This window comes from Candidatus Pelagibacter sp. HIMB1709, from assembly GCF_052047635.1.
GTDB lineage: Bacteria > Pseudomonadota > Alphaproteobacteria > Pelagibacterales > Pelagibacteraceae > Pelagibacter.
On the sequence record NZ_JBNAJW010000001.1, the window covers coordinates 778,334 to 796,710 of the forward strand.

Consider the following 18,377-nt stretch of genomic DNA (forward strand, 5'->3'; position numbering starts at 1 on the left):
CATGAGTTTTTTTAAGTTTTAATATCAAATTAAATATGTATAAGAGCCACAATTTATGAGCAACAATATAAGAAACATCACAATCATAGCCCATGTAGACCATGGCAAAACTACTTTGATTGATAATTTAATGAAACAAAGTGGATCATTTAGAGAAAATGAGGTTGTTGATGAGAGACTAATGGACTCTGGAGAACTTGAGAAAGAAAGAGGAATTACAATTCTTGCAAAACCAGCATCTATAAATTGGAATAATTCAAGAATAAATATCATTGATACACCCGGCCACAGAGATTTTGCAGCAGAAGTTGAAAGAGTTTTAAGTATGGCTGATGGGGCTCTTTTATTAATTGACTCTGCAGAAGGAGTAATGCCTCAAACAAAATTTGTTTTATCGAAAGCATTAAAACAAGGTTTAAAACCGATTGTAGTAATCAATAAATTAGATAAAGCAGATCAAAGAGCTAATGATGTCTTGGACGAAACGTTTGATCTATTTGTAAGTTTAGATGCTAATGAAGAACAATTAGATTTTCCTGTTTTATATGCAAGTGGAAGATCTGGATGGGCAGATCATGAGGTAGATGGACCAAGAAAAAATTTAAATCCCTTATTAGACTTAATAGTCGAGCACGTTAAACCAGCTGAATTAGATAAGACTAAACCTTTTGCAATGTTATCTACATTGCTTTATTCAGACAGTTTTTTAGGAAGAAGCTTGGTAGGTAGAATTACACAGGGGACAGCAAGAGCAAATCAGCCAATCAAAGCTATTAATTTAAATGGTGAAAAAGTTGATGAAGGTAAATTAACAAAGATTTTTAGATATGAAGGAACTAAAAAAGTTCCAATTGATGTTGGGGAGGCAGGAGATATTGTCGTTGTAGCTGGATTAGAAAAGGCAAATGTTGCTGATACAATCTGTAATTTGGAAGTTAATGATCCTATACCAGCAACTCCGATTGATCCTCCGACAATGTCGATTACAATAACTGTTAATACTTCTCCATTAGCAGGAACAGAAGGTAAAAAACTTACAAGTACACAAATTAGAGAAAGATTAGTTCAAGAAGCACAAAACAATGTTGGAATTACTTTTTCAGAAAATGATGGTAAAGACTCTTTCGTTGTAAGTGGACGAGGTGAATTGATGCTGGAAATACTTCTTACTCAAATGAGAAGAGAAGGTTTTGAAATGACGGTAAGTCCACCAAAAGTTTTATATAAAACTGATGATCAAGGAAACAAACTTGAACCAATTGAAGAAATTACTATGGATTTAGATGAAGAACACTCTTCGAAAGTAATCGACTCGATGAATAGAAGAAAAGGTAAATTAATTGAACTAAAAGATACAGGTACAAACAAGAAACGATTAATATTCCACGCACCTACGAGAGGTTTGATGGGATATACAAGTAGATTTCTAACTCTCACCAAAGGTGAAGGTGTAATTAATAGAATTTTCCATGACTACGGTCCTTTTGAAGGTGAAATGGAAGGTAGAAGAAATGGTGCATTGATTGCTATGGAACAAGGAAAAGCAGTTGCATTTGCAATCTTTAACCTTCAAGCAAGAGGAGAAATGTTTGTTACTCATAATGATCCTGTTTATCCAGGTATGATTGTTGGATTATCACCAAAACCAGGGGACATGATTATAAATGTCATGAAAGGAAAAAAATTAACAAATATGAGAACACAAGGAACAGATGAGAACGTCGTTCTTACTCCTGTTAGAAAAATGTCAATAGCTGAACAACTAAGTATGCTTAACAGTGATGAAGCATTAGAAATTACACCTGAGTCTTGTAGATTGAGAAAAGCAATTCTTGATCCCCATGAAAGAAAAAGAAGTGAAAAAACTAGCGCAGCTGCTTAGTTAAATATTTTTCCAACTAAAAATAATCCTAAAGCTACACAGGGTCCAATTCCAAAAGCAAAAATTAATGTACCTACTCCAACAGTCCCACCTAAATACCAGCCAATAATTACAACAGTAATTTCTAAAAAAGCTCTTACCAATGCTATAGGTAAATTTGTTGTTTTTGTTAGTCCTGTCATTAAACCATCTCGTGGACCTGGACCAAGATTAGCTACTAAATAAATACCACTACCAAGTCCTACTAAAATTACTGAAAGAACTGCTAATAAGTATTTTGTAAAAAGAGATGAAGGTGGTTGAAAATAATTTAGAGTGAAATCAATCATTGCAGCTATCACGATGATATTAAATATTGTTCCAAGACCTGGTTTTTGTTTTAAAAAAATCCATAAAAAAAGTACTCCTACACTTACAAAAAAAGTTGCTGCGCCAATGGATAAATTGGAGTTGAGTGAAATTCCTTCAGCTAATACTGACCAGGGTGAGTTTCCAGTTGTTGACAAAATTAACAAACCTTCTCCCAAACCAAAAATTGTTAAACCAAAAATTAAAAAAAATGATGTTGAAAATTTTGGCTTGAAGTTCAAACTTTTGTTTGAGCTCCAATTTACTTTTGGAATATTTTTTATAGATAGGAACATTAAATATTGATACTTTTAAATTAATTTTTATTTATATTATTGTCATGAAAAAAATTTACACCATTATTATATTTTTTTTATTTACTTTTAACTCAAACGCACATGTTGGTCATTATAATAACTTCAAAAAAATTGAACTTGAAATCTTAAGAAATAATGAAGTTATAGGATACAACAATTACTCTTTTTCTAGGAGAGACAATCAAACAACTGTAAATAATGAATATAAATTTACAGTAAAACTACTTGGAGCAACTATTTTTGAAGTAGAAGGTTTTGGAGAAGAAAAGTATTTAGGAGATAATTTAATTTCCTTTAAATCTAAAACACGTCAAAATAAAAAAGAAAAATTTGTAAATTTAATATTAAATAATCAAACTAATAAATTTGATATTCAAGGATCTTCTTTTTCTGGTGAAGCTTCTTTAAAAAATACAATTGGAAATTGGTGGAGCCATAAATTGTTACAGGCAGAGAGCCAAATTAGCCCTATCTCTGGAAGTATAAAAGAACAACTGGTTACATTTATCGATAAAGAAAAAATCACAATCAATGGGAAGAAATTTGAAACTGATCATTTTAAACTCACTTCTAAAGATATGACGCTCCCAGAAGATAAAAGATTAAATTTTGATATATGGCTTGATAAAAAAACTTCAGTGATAGTTAAAGTTACCTATGAGAGAATGGGAAGTTGGGAATATAGAATTAAAAATATTGAATAATTTTATCTGTTTATTTTATAAAAAAGATCATTAGCACTTATCCATCCTGCCTCTAATCTGGGTCCAACAAACCAATCAGCACAAACTCCTAAATTATTTTTTGAATTCCAATAACTTTTAATTTTTAAAGGTTTTGAATTAAATGAATACATCCATCCATGATTTAAAGAAAAAAGAACGTTGCTTTTTTTAATACCAGTAAGATCAAAAAATTTATTAATTAATATTTTTGAATTCAAATCTTTATTTTCTTTATTTTTCAAAATTTTTTTATTTGCCCACGTTGCCGTACTTTGAAGTGTCCAAAATTCATAAATACTTTTAAATCTTAACTTGCTATTTTCTCTAGCAGCCCAACCTAAAATTTGATCATCAAACAAAAAACTACTTATTTTTTTATTTGTTTTTTTTATTTTTATCATGACTGTAATATTTGCATCCATTTTCAATTTTTTTTTAATAAATGAATGATTAATAAATTTTTTTGCTAATTTAAGTAATTGAGGATGTGGGCACGTTAAAATAAGATTATCATAAATTTTATTGTCACCATCAGCAAAAGTAAGTTTCCATTTGTTTTTATTATAATCAATTTTTTTTAATTCTTTTTGAAAATTACAATTAATTTTTTTTAATAAATACTTGCTAATATCGTTATTACCTTGCCTGCCAATTATTTTTTGATGATTTTTATTTTCTTTTATTTTTTTATTTTGAAAAATATGCTGACCCTTCCAATTTTTTAATATTTTTTTTGCTATGAGTTTTTTTGTGAATTTTTTAAATTCACTAGTCTTAGGGGAAATATATTGAACGCCATGATCAAAGCCTATTTTTTTATCTAACCTTTTAAATGACGATCTCCCACCTGGACCTCTTGCTTTGTCATAGAGGTCTACAGAGTGTTTTTTATTTAATAGATTTGAAATTGTAGCACCAGATATTCCAGATCCAATTACACAGTAAGTGCTCATTTACCTGCAACTGTCATTCCTTCTATCATCATAGTTGGTGAGTTAATGGAATATTCAAAATCTAAATCACTGGCTAAAGTTATATTTTTAAACATATCTTTGAAATTTCCTGCAATTGTTATCTCATTTACTGGAAATTTAAATTCGCCATTTTCAATTAGGAAGCCTGTTGCACCCACTGAATAATCTCCTGTAACCAAATTACTTCCATGGCCTATTGTTTCGGTTACATAAATATGTTTTGAATTACTTTTTAATAAATCTTCAAAACTAATATTTCCATTATCGAAATATAAATTTGTTGTACCACCAGATCTTCCATTTGATTTTAAGTTAAGTTTTTTTCCATTGTAAGTATCGACTAAATAATTTTTTAAAACACCATTTTGTACAAGATTTAAAGTATCTGATTTTACTCCCTCTGAATCAAAAATTTGAGACCCAACACCTTTATTTATATCTGGTTTATCAATGACGTTTATTGTTTCTGTAAATATTTGTTCATTGATTTTATCCTTAAGAAAAGATGTTCCTCTAGAAATCGCAGATGACGATATGGCTCCAGCAAAAGCTCCCAACATGCCTTTTGCAATTCTTTTATCGAATATAATGCTTATTTTTTCACTTCCAATTTTATTTGGGCTTAATTTTTTTATAGTTTGTTCAGAAGCTTTTTGACCAAGTTCTTTTGCGCCCTTAATGTCAGATAAATGACGTTTGCTTGTAAATTCATAGTCTCTTTCCATACTATTTTCATCTTTAGCAACAGTAACACAAGATGCACTAAATGAAGATGATTTATATCCATCACAAAATCCATCACTATTTGCTAAAATAAAGTTAGATTTATTTTCAGTAAAACTAGACTCTGTATTTATGATTTTTTCTTCTGAAGATGCAACGCTCTCAAGTTCTTTTAAATATTCAATTTTTTTTTCATTATCAAAGTGTGTTTCATCATATAAATTTAAATTTTTAATTTCTTTAGCTAAAAGATCTTTATCTGGTAAAGAATTAAATTCATCTTCAGGGGTATTTTTAGTTGTTTCAAAACATTTTTCTATTAGGGTTTTAATGTTATCATCTAATAAGTTTGATGAAGAAATTGAAGATCTTTTTTTTCCCAAATAAGTCTCTATACTTATTGCTAATCCATCTGATCTATTAGACTCGTCTAAAGTATTATTTCTAAAATTTACAGTTTCAGAAATTGAATGACCTACTGTTACACTTGATCCAGTTGCACCTAATTTTTTAGCTAAATCTAAGCAAAATGATGCTTTTGATCTTAAATATTCTTGATCCTTAACCATAATTTAAAGTTTTGTTCCACCAACTGTCATTTTATCGATTAGAATTGAAGGTTGGGCAACTCCAACAGGTACACCTTGTCCAGCTTTACCACAAGTTCCTATACCAGGATCTAACATCATATCGTTTCCAACCATAGAAACTTCTTTTAAAATTGAAGGACCATCTCCGATTAGTGTCGCTCCCTTTATCGGTGAACCAATCTTTCCGTTATTAATTTCATATGCCTCAGTACAATTAAATACAAATTTTCCAGATGTAATGTCAACTTGTCCTCCTCCAAAACTTACTGCAAAAATTCCTTTGTCTACTGATTTGATCATTTCTTCTTGAGTTTGGTTTCCACTCAACATCATTGTATTTCTCATTCTTGGCAAAACAACGTGTCTATAATTTTCTCTTCTTCCTGAGCCAGTAGATTTGGTATTCATCAGTCTTGCATTTAATCTATCTTGCATAAAATTCTTTAATATCCCATTTTCAATCAATACTGTTTTTTCTGTTGGTGTACCTTCATCATCAATAGTTAAGCTACCTCTTCTATTATCAATTGTTCCATCATCAACAATCGTAACTCCCTCACTGGCAACTTTTTGGCCCATAAGATCATGAAATGCAGAAGTTTTTTTTCTATTAAAGTCTCCCTCTAAACCATGTCCAATAGCTTCATGTATTAAAATTGCTGGCCATCCAGGTCCTAAAACAACTTTCATTTCTCCTGCTGGAGCAGGTTTACTTTCTAAATTTACTGACGCAATTCTAAATGCTTCCTCACATACAGTTTTCCAATTGTCATTTTTGAGATATTCATCATAAGATTGTCTTCCACCTATTCCATAAACGCCAGTTTCTTTTCTTCCATTTTTTTCTAACATTACAGATACATTAAATCTAATTAATGGTCTGACATCAGTTAATACCTCACCACCTGATCGTATAATCTCGATAGATTTTTGTTCACCTGCAAAACTTGTGGTAACTTGTTTTACAGATTGATCTTTTTTTCTTAGATACTCATTTACTTTATTTAGTACTTCTAATTTCGAATTTAATGTTTTTTGCTCTATGGGATTAATATCCTGATAAAATTTTTTATTAGATCTTGAAATATCTTGATTATAAGTACCTTTCATAGACTTCAGTGTAGATTTTAAATTTTCAGAAGATTTTTTTAATGAATCTTTTGATATTTCATTAGAGTGAGAATATGCAACAACCTCTCCCGTAATTGCTCTAAATCCAAAACCTAAATCTGAACTATAGCTTGAGCTTTTAATTTTATTATCATCTAATAAAATAGATTCAGATTTAGTATCCTCCAAATATAGCTCACCATCATCACAATTTTGTAATGTATCGGATACTATTGCATCAGCATCTTTTCTTGTTAAATCAGATTTGTCAAAAAAATTACTCACTCACTTTAGATAGTGCTTTATTATTAATTTTCAACTAATCATTTGGCGCATTTACATGCCTAATTTTAAAGTTAATATAATTTTTATGAAAGTTTATTTTAATAATTCTTGCAAAATTTGTAGATCAGAAATCAATATGTATAAAAAAGAAAATATTGAAGATATTGATTGGATAGATATTACGAATAACAAAGAAGCAGAAAAAGAAACTTCCAAAAATGACAAAGAACTTTTAAGAAGATTGCACATAAAAGAAAACAACCAAGTAATTGAAGGTGCAGAAGCTTTCCTTTATGTTTGGAAGAGAATACCAAAATATAAATTTTTATATAGTTTTTTCAAACTTCCTATCATCTTTACAATTTTTAAATATGGATATGAAATAGTTGCGTATTTTTTGTATTTGAAAAATAAAAAACAATTAAAAAATTAATTAAGAAAAAATATCAAAATTTGACTCAATAAAGACATTGAGAGAATAAACATAATTAAAACTACTGAATACATGAGAGTGATAATTTTATTTCTTTTTCTTCTTAATCTTACAAAATTTTTGTCATCCAAATCCGATATGTCTCTTTCTCCATCAACTTCATAATCGTAACTCCATCTCCAAGTTGATTGTCCTAACCTTTCGTCTTGACTATTAAAATATCTGATCCAAGCAAGAATATAACTTAACAGGGCATATAAAACTGCCATCGCAATTATTCCATAAAACATAACTAATAATACTTAAATTAAACGTAATAATTAATTGTTATTTTTGGCTCTTTTTCTTGCAATTAATTGAGTTAAAGAATCCACCATCGTGTCTGAAGCTTTAAATATTTCATTATTTTTAAATTCATGAGAGATGTTTTTCTCAGGATTAGTTTTGTCTTCAATAACTATACCTTCATCAGGAGAATTATTTTTAATATAAATTAATAATAACCATTCTTCGTCAGGAGCTTCATCCCACTTAACAAATATCTCACCTGTTTCAAATCTTCTATCGATACATCGAAAAATAGACATATGTCTTGTAATGTGTCTTTTGTTTAATTGGAAAACTAAACTACTGGCACTCCTATAAAAACTTTCAAGAGCAAATTCTATTTTTTGTCTTGCTAAAGTATATTCTTTTTCTTTCCTTAATAATGTTTCCCTATCTTCATCCCCTTGAATTTTAACTCCTAAGGCCTCTACTCTTTCTCTTATTTTTTGATCTCTTATTATTCGATATTTTTCTTTTAACTTCTCAATTCTCTGTTGAAGTCCTGAGTAATCCTCTCTTTTTTCTTTTAATGATATTTTTTCTAGTTTTTCTAATTCTTTAACTTCTCTTACTCTAAATTTTTCAATCTGCTTTTCTAATTTTAATTGCTGTAAAAATTTTTTTTGCTTTTCAGCTTGTTCAATTCTTAATAACGCCTGTTCTTTTCGTAAGAATAATTTAATTTCTTTTGTTCTTTGTTTTTCTAATCTAATCTCTTCCTTTAATACTTGTTCATTAAGCTTTAATTTTAGTTCTTGTTCTTTCTGTTTCTCTTGCTGTAAAGCTAGTTTTTCTTGTCTTTCTTTTTCTTGTTGCTCAAGTTTTATTCTTTTCTGCTCATCTTTTTTAAGAGTTTTATAATTACTGATTGTTTCAGATATTTTATCAAAAAATGCCTGAATATATTTTTCTATATTTATATTTATTTTAAATTTAAATTCAGGTTTCAATGAATTTTGAAAATTAATTATTTTTAAAAGAAAACTTTTTTCTTTAGGTTTTTTTATAATTATTTTATTTGTTTTAACTCTTAAATTATTTTTTTTTTTAGTTTTAATTTTATTTCTTTTGTTAATTTTAGTTTTTGTTTTTTTTACTCTAGAAATTATTTTAGATTTTTTTGATTTTAAGTGAGTTTTTTTTTTACTTTTTTTAATAGATTTTTTTTGTTTTTTTTTTATTTTTTTCATTTAAGGGAATTTATTATTTACCAATAAATTATTGATAAATATAGTCTCTTGTAACCGGTGTGGAAGTATAGTTTTTAGTAAGCTGAAACTGATATACAACTTGATCTCCCCATTTAAAAGCCATTTCACAACCTGCTAAATAAAATTCCCACATTCTAAAAAAACGCTCATCAAATATGCTAATAATTTTATCTTTATTTTTAAGGCAATTTTCTTTCCAATGTCTTAATGTATGAGAATAATGCATTCTTAATACCTCAATATCAGCAACGATTAATCCAGCTTTTTCAATTGGAGTAGTTACTTCACTTAAGCTGGGTGTATAACCGCCAGGAAATATATATTTTGTTATCCATGGATGAGGGTCTCTTGGAGGATTTACTGATCCAATTGTATGAATTAAAGAAACTCCATCATCTTTAAGAAGTTTTTCAACCTGCGAGAAAAATTTTTTATAAAATTTTCTTCCCACGTGTTCAAACATTCCAACACTTACAATCCTGTCAAATTTTTCATCGAGTTCTCTGTAATCCATTAACCTAAATCTTAATTGATTTTCTAAATTAAGTTCTTTAGCTTTTTGTTTACAATATTTTAATTGATTTTCTGATAATGTGATCCCAGTTACTTCACAATTAGCTGATTTCGCAATATCAACTGCCAAAGATCCCCAACCACATCCTATATCAAGGACTTTTTGATTTGGCTTTATATTTAATTTCTTAATTATGTGTTGAATTTTATTATTTTGGGCATCCTCTAAAGTATCATTTTCATTTTTGAAATAAGCACATGAGTATTGTCTTTTAGGGTCTAAAAATAAATCATAAAGTTCATCTTTGATATCATAGTGATGTGAGACATTCATTTTGGATTTTTTGATAAAATTGAAATTTGTTAGATATCTATATGAACCCCTCAGTCTATTAATTAAATAACTAAAAAAATTTAATTCTCCTCTTCCAAAATTCATTAAAGATAAATCTAAAAAATCTGTAAGACTTCCGTTCTCAATTACTAACTCTCCATCCGTGTAAGCTTCCCCAAAGTAAAGATCAGGATGAAATAAAAGTTTATAATTAAGTTTTTTATTTAATATTTTAACTTTAATGGGATTTTCCTTCTCTGGATTTCCAATAATATAACTTTTAGAATTTGCATCGACCAATATAAATCCATCTTTCTTAAAAACACTATTTAAGAACCTTGCTAACTGCATTTTATGCTGCCATTGATGATTTTAGTGAAAAACTAAATTTTTCTAAATTATTTAAAAGATCAATCTCTTCTTCTTTATTCAGAATTCTTAAAGGTGGTAGTAAATTTTCATAAAAACTATCTTTATTCTTATAAAAAGTGTGTAAGCCAGAAATTAGGTTATATTTTTCAAATGTCCCTCTTACATCACATAATTGGGTATTAACTTCTTGCTCTCTTCCATCTTTAAAGTCATCATATACTTTTCTAGCAAGTTTAGATGTTGCATTGCATGTTGCTGTAATTATTCCTGAACAACCTAATTCAAGTCCCTTCAATAATTTTGATTCAGATCCTGGCATAACAGAAAAATTATCTAATTTTAAATTTTCAAAAAGATTATATGAGCTATCTTTTACACCGACTATTTGTTCTGGAAAATTTTTTACCAATTTTTCAACACACTCTACACTAAATTTGTATCCACAAAGCTTTTCAAAATTATATAAAATAATTTTAGCTTTTGGTGCTGCTTCTACTAATTTAGTATAAAAATTAATAACATCATCATCGGTATATTTATAAAATGCAGGTGGCATTATTAAAAATTTTTCTAAATTTAATGACATTGCAACTCTCATTAAATTTATTGTTTCTCCTAAAGAATTTAATCCTGTTCCAATAATAAATTTATCTTTGTATTTGCTAGTTGATATTTTATTTAGCAATTTAATTTTTTCTGCAACAGGAATTAATTGAGCTTGGCCAGTGCTCCCAAATATTGCAACACCGTGACAACCGTTCTCAATCACCATCTCCGCATGTGTAATGGTTTTATCTATGTTTAAAGTTAAATCTTTATTCAAGATAGATAATGATGCTGCATATATTCCATTGATATTACTCATAAATAAAATTTATATAAAAAAAAAATATAGTAAAGTTTAAATTATCTAAGCTAAATCTTTCAAAACTATTTCTTTAGCTTCATTTACTAATGTAGATAGCCTAGAAGTTTCAGGTGAAATATCTGGATGAATTTTTTTTTGTATTTTAATATAGGCTTTATTTACATCCTCTTTAGTTAAATTTTTAGAAGGATTTAAATTAAGAATACGATAAGCTTCTTCAGTAGACATTGTGTTTAAATTTGATGCAGTGTTATTAAATGAAAATCTCCCTGAATTTCTTAAAGTTTGTATTAATCTGTACAATGAAATTAATTGAAAAATAGACATACCTTTCAGTTTTAAAAGAGCAAGACTTGCAAGAGTAAAAGGTAAAGTAAGTAAAAATTTACCTCCTATTGCAAACAAAACTGCAAAGATGATTAAAACTATGAACAAGAATAATCTCAAACCTTTGGATATTTTTTTTGACGCAACTTGAGTAAAAAGTCTTAATAAAAAATATAAACCAACTACAATTAATAATGTATAAATTATAAAATTCATATATTTCCAGTTAAAAATGAAAGTACCATATCTAAAAAAAAAACCAGAGCTAAAATCTTGTCACAATATAGAGTGGGAAGATAACTATAGCTGGATACATCAAGAAAATATTTTAGAAGTCTTGCAAGACAAAACTAAGCTTCTTCCAGAAGTAAAAAAATATTTAGAGGATGAAAATGAATATACTGAGTATCATCTAAAAAATACGAAAAATGCTCAAAAAATATTATTTGATGAAATTAAAGGTAGAATAAAATTAGATGATGAAAGCTTACCTTTTAAAGATCATTCATATGAATATTGGACAAAGACTACTGCCAAAGGAAATTACTCTATAAAATTAAGAAAAAAAATTGGTTCATCTGAAATTGAAGAAATTTGGAATGGAGATAAAGAAAAAGAAAAATTAAATGTTGAATATTTCGGTGTTGGAGATTTAGAGGTTAGTAACAATGATCAATATCTTGGGTACTCACTAGATACCAAAGGTTCTGAATATTATACAATTTATATAAGAAATATTAAAAATAATAAAATAATTTCAAAAGAAATCAAAGAAACATCAGGAAGTATAATTTTCAGCTTAGATGATAAGTATCTTTTTTATTCAAAGTTAGATGAAAATCATAGAGCTAGAAAAATTTATAGACATAAAATCGGAGACTTTGAAAGTGAAGATGAACTAATCTTTGATGAAAAAAGTAAGGCTTTCACTGTTAGTATTGGATTAAGTTCTGATGAGAAATATTATTTCATAAACACTTCTGATCACAATACTTCGGAGCAATATTACTTTCATGTGAACGAAGTAAAACCAAATCCAAAATTAATAATTAAACGAGAAAAGGGAATTCTTTATTCTGTAAATTCATGGAATGGAAAATTTTATAATCATACAAATAAAGATGCGGAGGATTTTAAAATAGATATTTCAGAAACTTTAGAAAATCAGAATTGGGAAACATTTATTCCTCCTAAAAAAGAAGTGTTAATTGGCGGACTTTCATTTTTAAATAACTGGATAATTAGATCCGAAACATCAGAAGCTTTGGACAAGCTGTTTGTTATTGATGCTTCAACATATAATGAAGAGGAATTAATTTTTTCTGACGAAAAAGTATGTGTTCCTGGTATTTCATTAACACAAAGAGATAGAAATACAGATGAGGTTTATGTTTCATATTCTTCTCCTAAAACACCATCAAGAGTTTACAAATACAATTTAAAAACCAAATCCAAAACACTTGTAAAAGAACAAGAAATACCATCAGGCCACAATACAGATGATTATATAGTTGAAAGAATAGAGTTTAAATCCCATGACGGAAGAATGGTTCCGCTTACAATTACAAGACATAAAAATACAAAAATAGACGGAACAGCGAATTTATTATTATATGGATATGGATCGTATGGTAGTTCGATGAGTCCAAGTTTTTCCTCAACAAGACTTAGCTTAATAAATAGAAATATTATTTGGGCTACTGCACACATTAGAGGTGGAATGGAAAAAGGAATGAAATGGTGGAAAGAAGGAAAACTAACAAATAAAAAAAATACATTTGAAGATTATATTTATGCTGCAAAATATTTGATTGAAAATAACTACACCTCAAAGGGAAAAATTATTGGAATGGGTGGATCTGCAGGAGGTTTATTAATGGGCGCTGTTGTTAATCAAGCGCCTGAATTATTTTTAGGTATAATTATGGCTGTCCCTTTTGTGGACTCATTAACAACAAATCTCGATCACTCTTTACCACTTACAGTTGGTGAATTTGATGAATTTGGTAATGCTAAAGAAAACAAAGAGCACTTTAATTATATTTTCTCCTATGCTCCATATAATAATATAAAAAAAATGGATTATCCTCATATGCTAATAACAACTAGTTTAAGTGATAATAGGGTTTTGTTTGATGAACCTGCAAAATTTACAGCTAAACTTAGAGACTATAAAACTGATAATAATTTATTACTTCTCAAAACAGAAATGAATGCAGGTCATGGAGGTAAATCTGGTAGAGATGGAGCAATAGAAGAAATTGCTCTCGACTACGCATTTGCATTAAAAATTTCAGAAAAAATTTAAGTTTTCAGATATTGAAATTTTTTTAATCATACCTAAATATAAAATGTAAGTCGCCTTATGGGGCTTGCATTAAATAAACTTGCTTAAAAAAGGAGGATATTATGACAAGTAAGGATCTATCTATATTTAACTCACTAAGACCTTTTTCAATTGGTTTTGACGATATGTTTGACCAATTTGAAAACATGTTGGGTAACGGAAGTTTGACTATGCAATCAAACTACCCTCCATACAACATCAGAAAAACTGGTAAGGATAATTATGCAATTGAAGTTGCATTGGCTGGTTTTAATAAAAATGATGTTGAGGTAGAGTTTGAAGATAATTTATTAACGGTAAGAACAAAACAAGTTGATAAATCTGAGAACAACGATGTTAATGGAGAAATAATTCACAAAGGTATTTCTCAAAGACAATTTGCTAGATCATTTACCATTGCTGATGATGTAAAAGTTAATGGTGCTGAACTTAAGGATGGTCTTTTAACAATATCTTGTGAAAGAATTATACCTGAACATAAAAAGAAAAAACTTATTGAAATAAAATAAGTTAAACCTTACTTGCGAGGAGAAATCCTCGCAGGTTAACATTAAAAACATCCATTAGAAGCAAAACCAACTACTATTCTCTCTGGATTTATTTCAAATCTTCTTTCACAAGGAAAACCATATTTTTTTGTATTGTATATCATCACGAAGTTTCCTTTTTCATTTTCGAAATCCTCATCTGGTTTTCCTAATTCCATTTGCAACTTAGTTGCAGATTCACCTATATACTCACTTAACTTATTATTCTCTTTTTCAATGATTGCATCAGTTTTTTGTTTAACTGTTTGACAACCGGTGATTAATGAAAACATTACAAGTATTGCAAATATAGTTTTAAAAATTTTCATAGAATTATTTTATCATCAGAAATATGGCATAAATATAAACTTATGGGTTGAATAATGTGAATAAAACACAGTTATTATAAGAAATTTAAGAAAGAATCGCATAATTATCACTAATTAGGAGGACAAATGCTTAATAATTATTTTAATTATAAAAAACACAAAACAGATTTTAAAACAGAAGTCATAGCAGGAACTACAACTTTCCTGACAATGGCCTACATAATGTTTTTAAATCCATTTATCTTATCGGGAGAATTTGCCGGACCCGAAAAAGGTTTCTTTGATTTCGGCGCAGTCTATACAGCTACAATATTAGCAACAGCTCTCGCATGTTTCATAATGGCTTTTTATGGAAAAACTTGGCCAATTGGACTAGCACCAGGTATGGGTATAAACGCATTCGTGGCTTTTGGGGTATGTGCAGGAATGGGATATTCACCTCAAGAAGCACTAGGTGCAGTATTAGTTGCTGGGGTATTATTCTTAATAATTTCCTTAACACCAATTAGAGCATGGTTAATCAATTCAATTCCAAAAAGTCTTAAATTAGGAATAGGAGCTGGTATTGGATTATTTTTAGCGATTATAGGTTTACAAATTATGGAAGTTGTTGTTGATAATCCTGTAACATTAGTGCAGCTTGGAAACTTGAGTGATCCATTAGTTCTTTTAGGCTGTGCAACTTTCATTGCTATAATTGTTTTAGAAAAAATGAATGTTAAAGGAAATATAATTATTGGTATTTTAGTTTTTAGTATAATTGCATGGGTTACTGGGTTAGCTAAATTCAATGGCTTAGCAAGTTCGCCACCACCAATGACATATTTATTTGAATTCGATCTGTCTGCGGCGATGACTGCTGGTATGTCTACAGTAATTTTTACTTTATTATTTATAGACTTTTTTGACACTGCAGGAACTTTAACTTCAGTGGCAAACGTAGCAGGTAAAGTAGGTAAAGATGGAAAAGTTCAGGATATCAATAAAGCAATGTTATCAGACAGTGTTGGGACTGTTGCAGGTGCAATGATGGGAACAACAACTGTAACTAGTTATGTTGAGTCTGGTGCGGGTGTAAAAGCCGGTGGTAAAACTGGTATGACTTCATTAGTTATAGGAATATTATTTTTAGCATGTATCTTTTTTGCTCCATTAGCGACTAGTTTGCCTAAACAAATTGATGGTGCGGCTCTACTTTTTGTATCTGTTTTATTTATAAGAAATATTACAGATATCGAATGGAACGATATTTCAGAGTCTGCTCCTGCAATTCTAGCAATGATAGCAATGCCATTAACTTATAGTATTAGTAATGGAATCGCCCTAGCGTTCGTCTCTTATGCATTAATTAAAATATTTACTGGAAAGTTTTCAAGCACTTCTCCAGCAATATGGGTAATTGCAATTCTAAGTGTTATAAGTTTTGCTGTAAGTTAAATAAAATTAAACAGGGCTAGTTAAACTAGCCCTGTTGATTAATTTCTCTTCTCTAATTCTTTAATTGATAATTCTTCATAATGTTCAGTTGGCTGAACAATCCATGGGTCTGAATCTAATCTTACTGGACAGAAATCTGGTTCGAATGTTGAAGATTTTTTCTTCCAAAGACAAGCTGTTTTCACCTCTTTAATAAAATTTTTTGTTTGAGGATAATTTTTAAGCCATTCAATACTTTTGTTTAAAGTTAAGCCAGTATCTGAAAGATCATCAATAAGTAGAACTTTACTAAAATCCTCGTTATTTGCTAAAGAACTTATCTCTCTAGCAAACATAAGTTCTCCTTGTTTATCCTCCATTCCTTCGCCTGAATAACTTTGAATTACAATATAAGCTATAGGTAATTTTAAAATTCTAGATAAAATATCAAGAATAGGTGCAGCACCTCTCATTATTCCAATAAGAACTGTAGGCTTGTATTCTTTATGAATTTGTATTGCTAGTTTCTCAACTATTTTTGTATATTGATCGAAAGTGATTATAAGTTTATCGGCCATGAAGCTTAGTATCATAAGTAAAAAAATTTAAAAAGGAGAAATGATGAAAGTTTACTGGATAGCTTTATATAAAAAAATAGATAGCCAAGAAAATATTAAAAATTATGGAGCTAAAGTTACTGATGTTATTAAAAATTATGGGGGCATACCTATAGTTAGAGGTGGAAAATACAATACGCTAGAAGGTGAAACATACCCAAGGACAGTTATTTGGGAGTTTCCAAGTTATGAAAAAGCTATAGCCTGTCATGACTCTAAAGAATATCAGGATGGTTGGGCACTTGCTAAAGACACCACTGAGAGAAATTTACAAATAGTAGAAGCATTTAATATTGAATAGGCTCAGGATCTATACTTCTCCATAAATACCAAGTTGCCACTGAACAATAAGGAGTAAATCTTTTTTGCAATAAACTTACATAACTTTCTGGAGGAAGATATTTTTTTTTATAATTTTTTGAAATAGCTCTTAATAACCCTATATCCTGAATAGGCCATATATTGGGACGATTATAAGTAAATAATAATATCATTTCTGCAGACCATCTTCCAATCTGTCTAAGCTGAGATAAATAAATGATTGCTTCCTCATCAGACATATTTGGAATTATCTTTGGATTAAAAGTTTTATTTAATACTTGTTCTGCCAAACTTTTTATACCCTTCACTTTTTGTCTGCTTAATCCACAACTCTTTAATTGAGAACTAGATAATTTACTCACTGTATTTGCATTAATTTTGTTTTTACACTTTTTTTTAAACTTTAAAAAAACTGAGTTAGCGGCAGCTACACTAATTTGTTGACCAATTATACTTTTACAAAGAGAAAAGAAAACATCTCGCCTTGATGTAAGAACAGTTTCTGATGGTGACTTATATTTTTTAATCAAAGAAGACATAGTTTTATCTTTTTTTGATAAATACTTTTTTGCTTTATTCCAATATGATGGGGTTTTACTCATGACGTGAAACAGATAGTTTTTTTTTCAAATACATTTCTCTTCTAAATATAATTATAGATGAAACAATAACTAATAAAGCACCTAATAAGGTTTTAGAAGTTGGTATTTCATTCCAAATAAAATATCCAAATATTATTGCAAAAACTAATCCAAGATATTTTAAGGGAGAAACCAAACTAACTTCTGAATATTTATAAGATTGTGATAGCCATAAATTTGCAAGACCACCTAATATACCAACCATTGATAACAAAAATAAATCAAGTAAACTTGGCAAGATCCATCCCTGATAAAACGATAAAAAACTTAGAAGCATAATCGAGAATGAAAAGAAAAAACTAATTAACCAAGCAGGCTCAGTTGATGATAATTTCCTTATAGCAATAGCAACATAAGATAGACCTAAGCAAAAAATAATTGGGTAAATATAAAATAAATTTAAAGAGCTAAAACCTGGTTCAGTTATAAAAATTATACCAATAAATCCAACTAACACTGCCATCCATCTGTATAAACCAACTTTTTCTTTTAATAAGAAAATTGAAAATATTGTTATAAATATTGGTGCTGCAAAAGAAATACTTACAACTGTTGCTAAAGGTAAATTTCTTAATGCCACAAATATAGAAACCAAAGCAATTAATCCTGCTAAACATCTTTTAAAATGAAGAAATGGTCTAGTTGTTTTATAAAAATCTAAATATCTGTCATTAGGAATGAGAAATAAAATAGGAATTATTCCACAAAATCCTCTAAAGAATAATACTTGTCCAACAGGATAATCATCAGACCATTTAACAATCACATCCATAAGTGAAAATGCACATACAGATATGAACATGTAAAAAAAGCCTAATTGATTTTTTGATAGCATATGAT

20 protein-coding genes are annotated in these 18,377 nt (G+C 28.9%); 7 read left to right on the plus strand and 13 right to left on the minus strand.

Annotated elements, in window-relative coordinates:
* Window positions 1–55: 55 nt before the first annotated feature.
* A complete protein-coding gene (gene typA / locus ACTTAR_RS04260) occupies window positions 56–1,882 on the plus strand; it encodes a translational GTPase TypA (protein WP_440697794.1) in 1,827 nt (608 codons plus the stop codon).
* Here typA and yczE read toward each other — a convergent pair.
* Window positions 1,879–2,526, minus strand: a complete 648-nt coding sequence (yczE, locus tag ACTTAR_RS04265; RefSeq protein ID WP_440681587.1) for a membrane protein YczE — start codon at window positions 2,524–2,526, stop codon at window positions 1,879–1,881. The genes typA and yczE overlap by 4 nt on opposite strands.
* A 44-nt stretch (window positions 2,527–2,570) precedes the next feature.
* Between yczE and ACTTAR_RS04270 the strand changes: the two genes are divergently transcribed.
* Window positions 2,571–3,251, plus strand: a complete 681-nt coding sequence (locus ACTTAR_RS04270; RefSeq protein ID WP_440697795.1) for a DUF6134 family protein — start codon at window positions 2,571–2,573, stop codon at window positions 3,249–3,251.
* A gap of 2 nt (window positions 3,252–3,253) precedes the next feature.
* Here the strand turns inward: ACTTAR_RS04270 and ACTTAR_RS04275 are convergent, their stop codons facing one another.
* The 3 genes from ACTTAR_RS04275 to tldD are packed head-to-tail and all read right to left on the minus strand — an operon-like array spanning window position 3,254 to window position 6,954.
* Complete coding sequence (locus ACTTAR_RS04275) at window positions 3,254–4,225, minus strand: NAD(P)-binding protein (protein ID WP_440681585.1); 972 nt, start codon at window positions 4,223–4,225, stop codon at window positions 3,254–3,256.
* Window positions 4,222–5,538, minus strand: a complete 1,317-nt coding sequence (locus ACTTAR_RS04280) for a TldD/PmbA family protein (RefSeq protein ID WP_075506449.1) — start codon at window positions 5,536–5,538, stop codon at window positions 4,222–4,224. The genes ACTTAR_RS04275 and ACTTAR_RS04280 overlap by 4 nt, the downstream gene beginning before the upstream one ends.
* A gap of 3 nt (window positions 5,539–5,541) precedes the next feature.
* The gene (gene tldD, locus ACTTAR_RS04285; protein ID WP_440681584.1) at window positions 5,542–6,954 is read right to left on the minus strand and encodes a metalloprotease TldD; all 1,413 of its coding nucleotides are present in this window, start codon (window positions 6,952–6,954) and stop codon (window positions 5,542–5,544) included.
* Between the two features lie 85 nt (window positions 6,955–7,039).
* Between tldD and ACTTAR_RS04290 the strand changes: the two genes are divergently transcribed.
* Window positions 7,040–7,387, plus strand: a complete 348-nt coding sequence (locus tag ACTTAR_RS04290; protein WP_440697796.1) for a DCC1-like thiol-disulfide oxidoreductase family protein — start codon at window positions 7,040–7,042, stop codon at window positions 7,385–7,387.
* Here ACTTAR_RS04290 and ACTTAR_RS04295 read toward each other — a convergent pair.
* Genes ACTTAR_RS04295 through ACTTAR_RS04315 form a run of 5 tightly spaced genes read right to left on the minus strand, consistent with a single transcriptional unit; the run spans window position 7,384 to window position 11,555 of the window.
* Window positions 7,384–7,677 carry a hypothetical protein gene (locus tag ACTTAR_RS04295; protein ID WP_440697797.1) on the minus strand — a complete coding sequence of 98 codons (294 nt, stop codon included), beginning with the start codon at window positions 7,675–7,677 and terminating at the stop codon, window positions 7,384–7,386. The genes ACTTAR_RS04290 and ACTTAR_RS04295 overlap by 4 nt on opposite strands.
* A gap of 30 nt (window positions 7,678–7,707) precedes the next feature.
* Window positions 7,708–8,904, minus strand: coding sequence for a hypothetical protein (locus tag ACTTAR_RS04300; RefSeq protein ID WP_440697798.1), 1,197 nt, complete (start codon window positions 8,902–8,904; stop codon window positions 7,708–7,710).
* Between the two features lie 28 nt (window positions 8,905–8,932).
* The gene (locus ACTTAR_RS04305; protein ID WP_440697799.1) at window positions 8,933–10,123 is read right to left on the minus strand and encodes a class I SAM-dependent methyltransferase; all 1,191 of its coding nucleotides are present in this window, start codon (window positions 10,121–10,123) and stop codon (window positions 8,933–8,935) included.
* A 1-nt stretch (window position 10,124) separates the two neighbouring features.
* A complete protein-coding gene (locus ACTTAR_RS04310) occupies window positions 10,125–11,009 on the minus strand; it encodes a dihydrodipicolinate synthase family protein (protein ID WP_440697800.1) in 885 nt (294 codons plus the stop codon).
* Window positions 11,010–11,054: 45 nt separating this feature from the next.
* A complete protein-coding gene (locus ACTTAR_RS04315; RefSeq protein ID WP_440681579.1) occupies window positions 11,055–11,555 on the minus strand; it encodes a J domain-containing protein in 501 nt (166 codons plus the stop codon).
* A gap of 16 nt (window positions 11,556–11,571) precedes the next feature.
* Here ACTTAR_RS04315 and ACTTAR_RS04320 point away from each other — a divergent pair, with 16 nt between their 5' ends.
* Window positions 11,572–13,647, plus strand: coding sequence for a S9 family peptidase (locus tag ACTTAR_RS04320; protein WP_440681578.1), 2,076 nt, complete (start codon window positions 11,572–11,574; stop codon window positions 13,645–13,647).
* 101 nt (window positions 13,648–13,748) lie between these two features.
* Entirely contained in the window at window positions 13,749–14,195 is a 447-nt protein-coding gene (locus tag ACTTAR_RS04325; RefSeq protein WP_440653084.1) for an Hsp20 family protein, read from the plus strand.
* A 41-nt stretch (window positions 14,196–14,236) separates the two neighbouring features.
* Here the strand turns inward: ACTTAR_RS04325 and ACTTAR_RS04330 are convergent, their stop codons facing one another.
* Window positions 14,237–14,542, minus strand: coding sequence for a hypothetical protein (locus tag ACTTAR_RS04330; protein ID WP_440697801.1), 306 nt, complete (start codon window positions 14,540–14,542; stop codon window positions 14,237–14,239).
* A 126-nt stretch (window positions 14,543–14,668) separates the two neighbouring features.
* On the opposite strand from ACTTAR_RS04330, the gene ACTTAR_RS04335 reads away from it, so the two are divergent.
* Complete coding sequence (locus ACTTAR_RS04335) at window positions 14,669–15,979, plus strand: NCS2 family permease (RefSeq protein ID WP_440697802.1); 1,311 nt, start codon at window positions 14,669–14,671, stop codon at window positions 15,977–15,979.
* Between the two features lie 38 nt (window positions 15,980–16,017).
* On the opposite strand, the gene ACTTAR_RS04340 is transcribed toward ACTTAR_RS04335, so the two are convergent.
* Window positions 16,018–16,536 (minus strand): phosphoribosyltransferase, encoded by a 519-nt coding sequence (locus ACTTAR_RS04340; protein WP_440681575.1) that lies wholly within the window; start codon window positions 16,534–16,536, stop codon window positions 16,018–16,020.
* Window positions 16,537–16,579: 43 nt separating this feature from the next.
* Between ACTTAR_RS04340 and ACTTAR_RS04345 the strand changes: the two genes are divergently transcribed.
* On the plus strand, window positions 16,580–16,876 hold the full coding sequence (locus tag ACTTAR_RS04345; protein ID WP_440698023.1) for a DUF1330 domain-containing protein: 297 nt from the start codon (window positions 16,580–16,582) through the stop codon (window positions 16,874–16,876).
* On the opposite strand, the gene ACTTAR_RS04350 is transcribed toward ACTTAR_RS04345, so the two are convergent.
* The gene (locus ACTTAR_RS04350; protein WP_440697803.1) at window positions 16,863–17,498 is read right to left on the minus strand and encodes a DNA-3-methyladenine glycosylase family protein; all 636 of its coding nucleotides are present in this window, start codon (window positions 17,496–17,498) and stop codon (window positions 16,863–16,865) included. The two genes, ACTTAR_RS04345 and ACTTAR_RS04350, sit on opposite strands and share 14 nt — an antisense overlap.
* The gene (locus tag ACTTAR_RS04355) at window positions 17,491–18,372 is read right to left on the minus strand and encodes a DMT family transporter (RefSeq protein ID WP_440681573.1); all 882 of its coding nucleotides are present in this window, start codon (window positions 18,370–18,372) and stop codon (window positions 17,491–17,493) included. The genes ACTTAR_RS04350 and ACTTAR_RS04355 overlap by 8 nt, the downstream gene beginning before the upstream one ends.
* Window positions 18,373–18,377 lie beyond the last annotated feature (5 nt).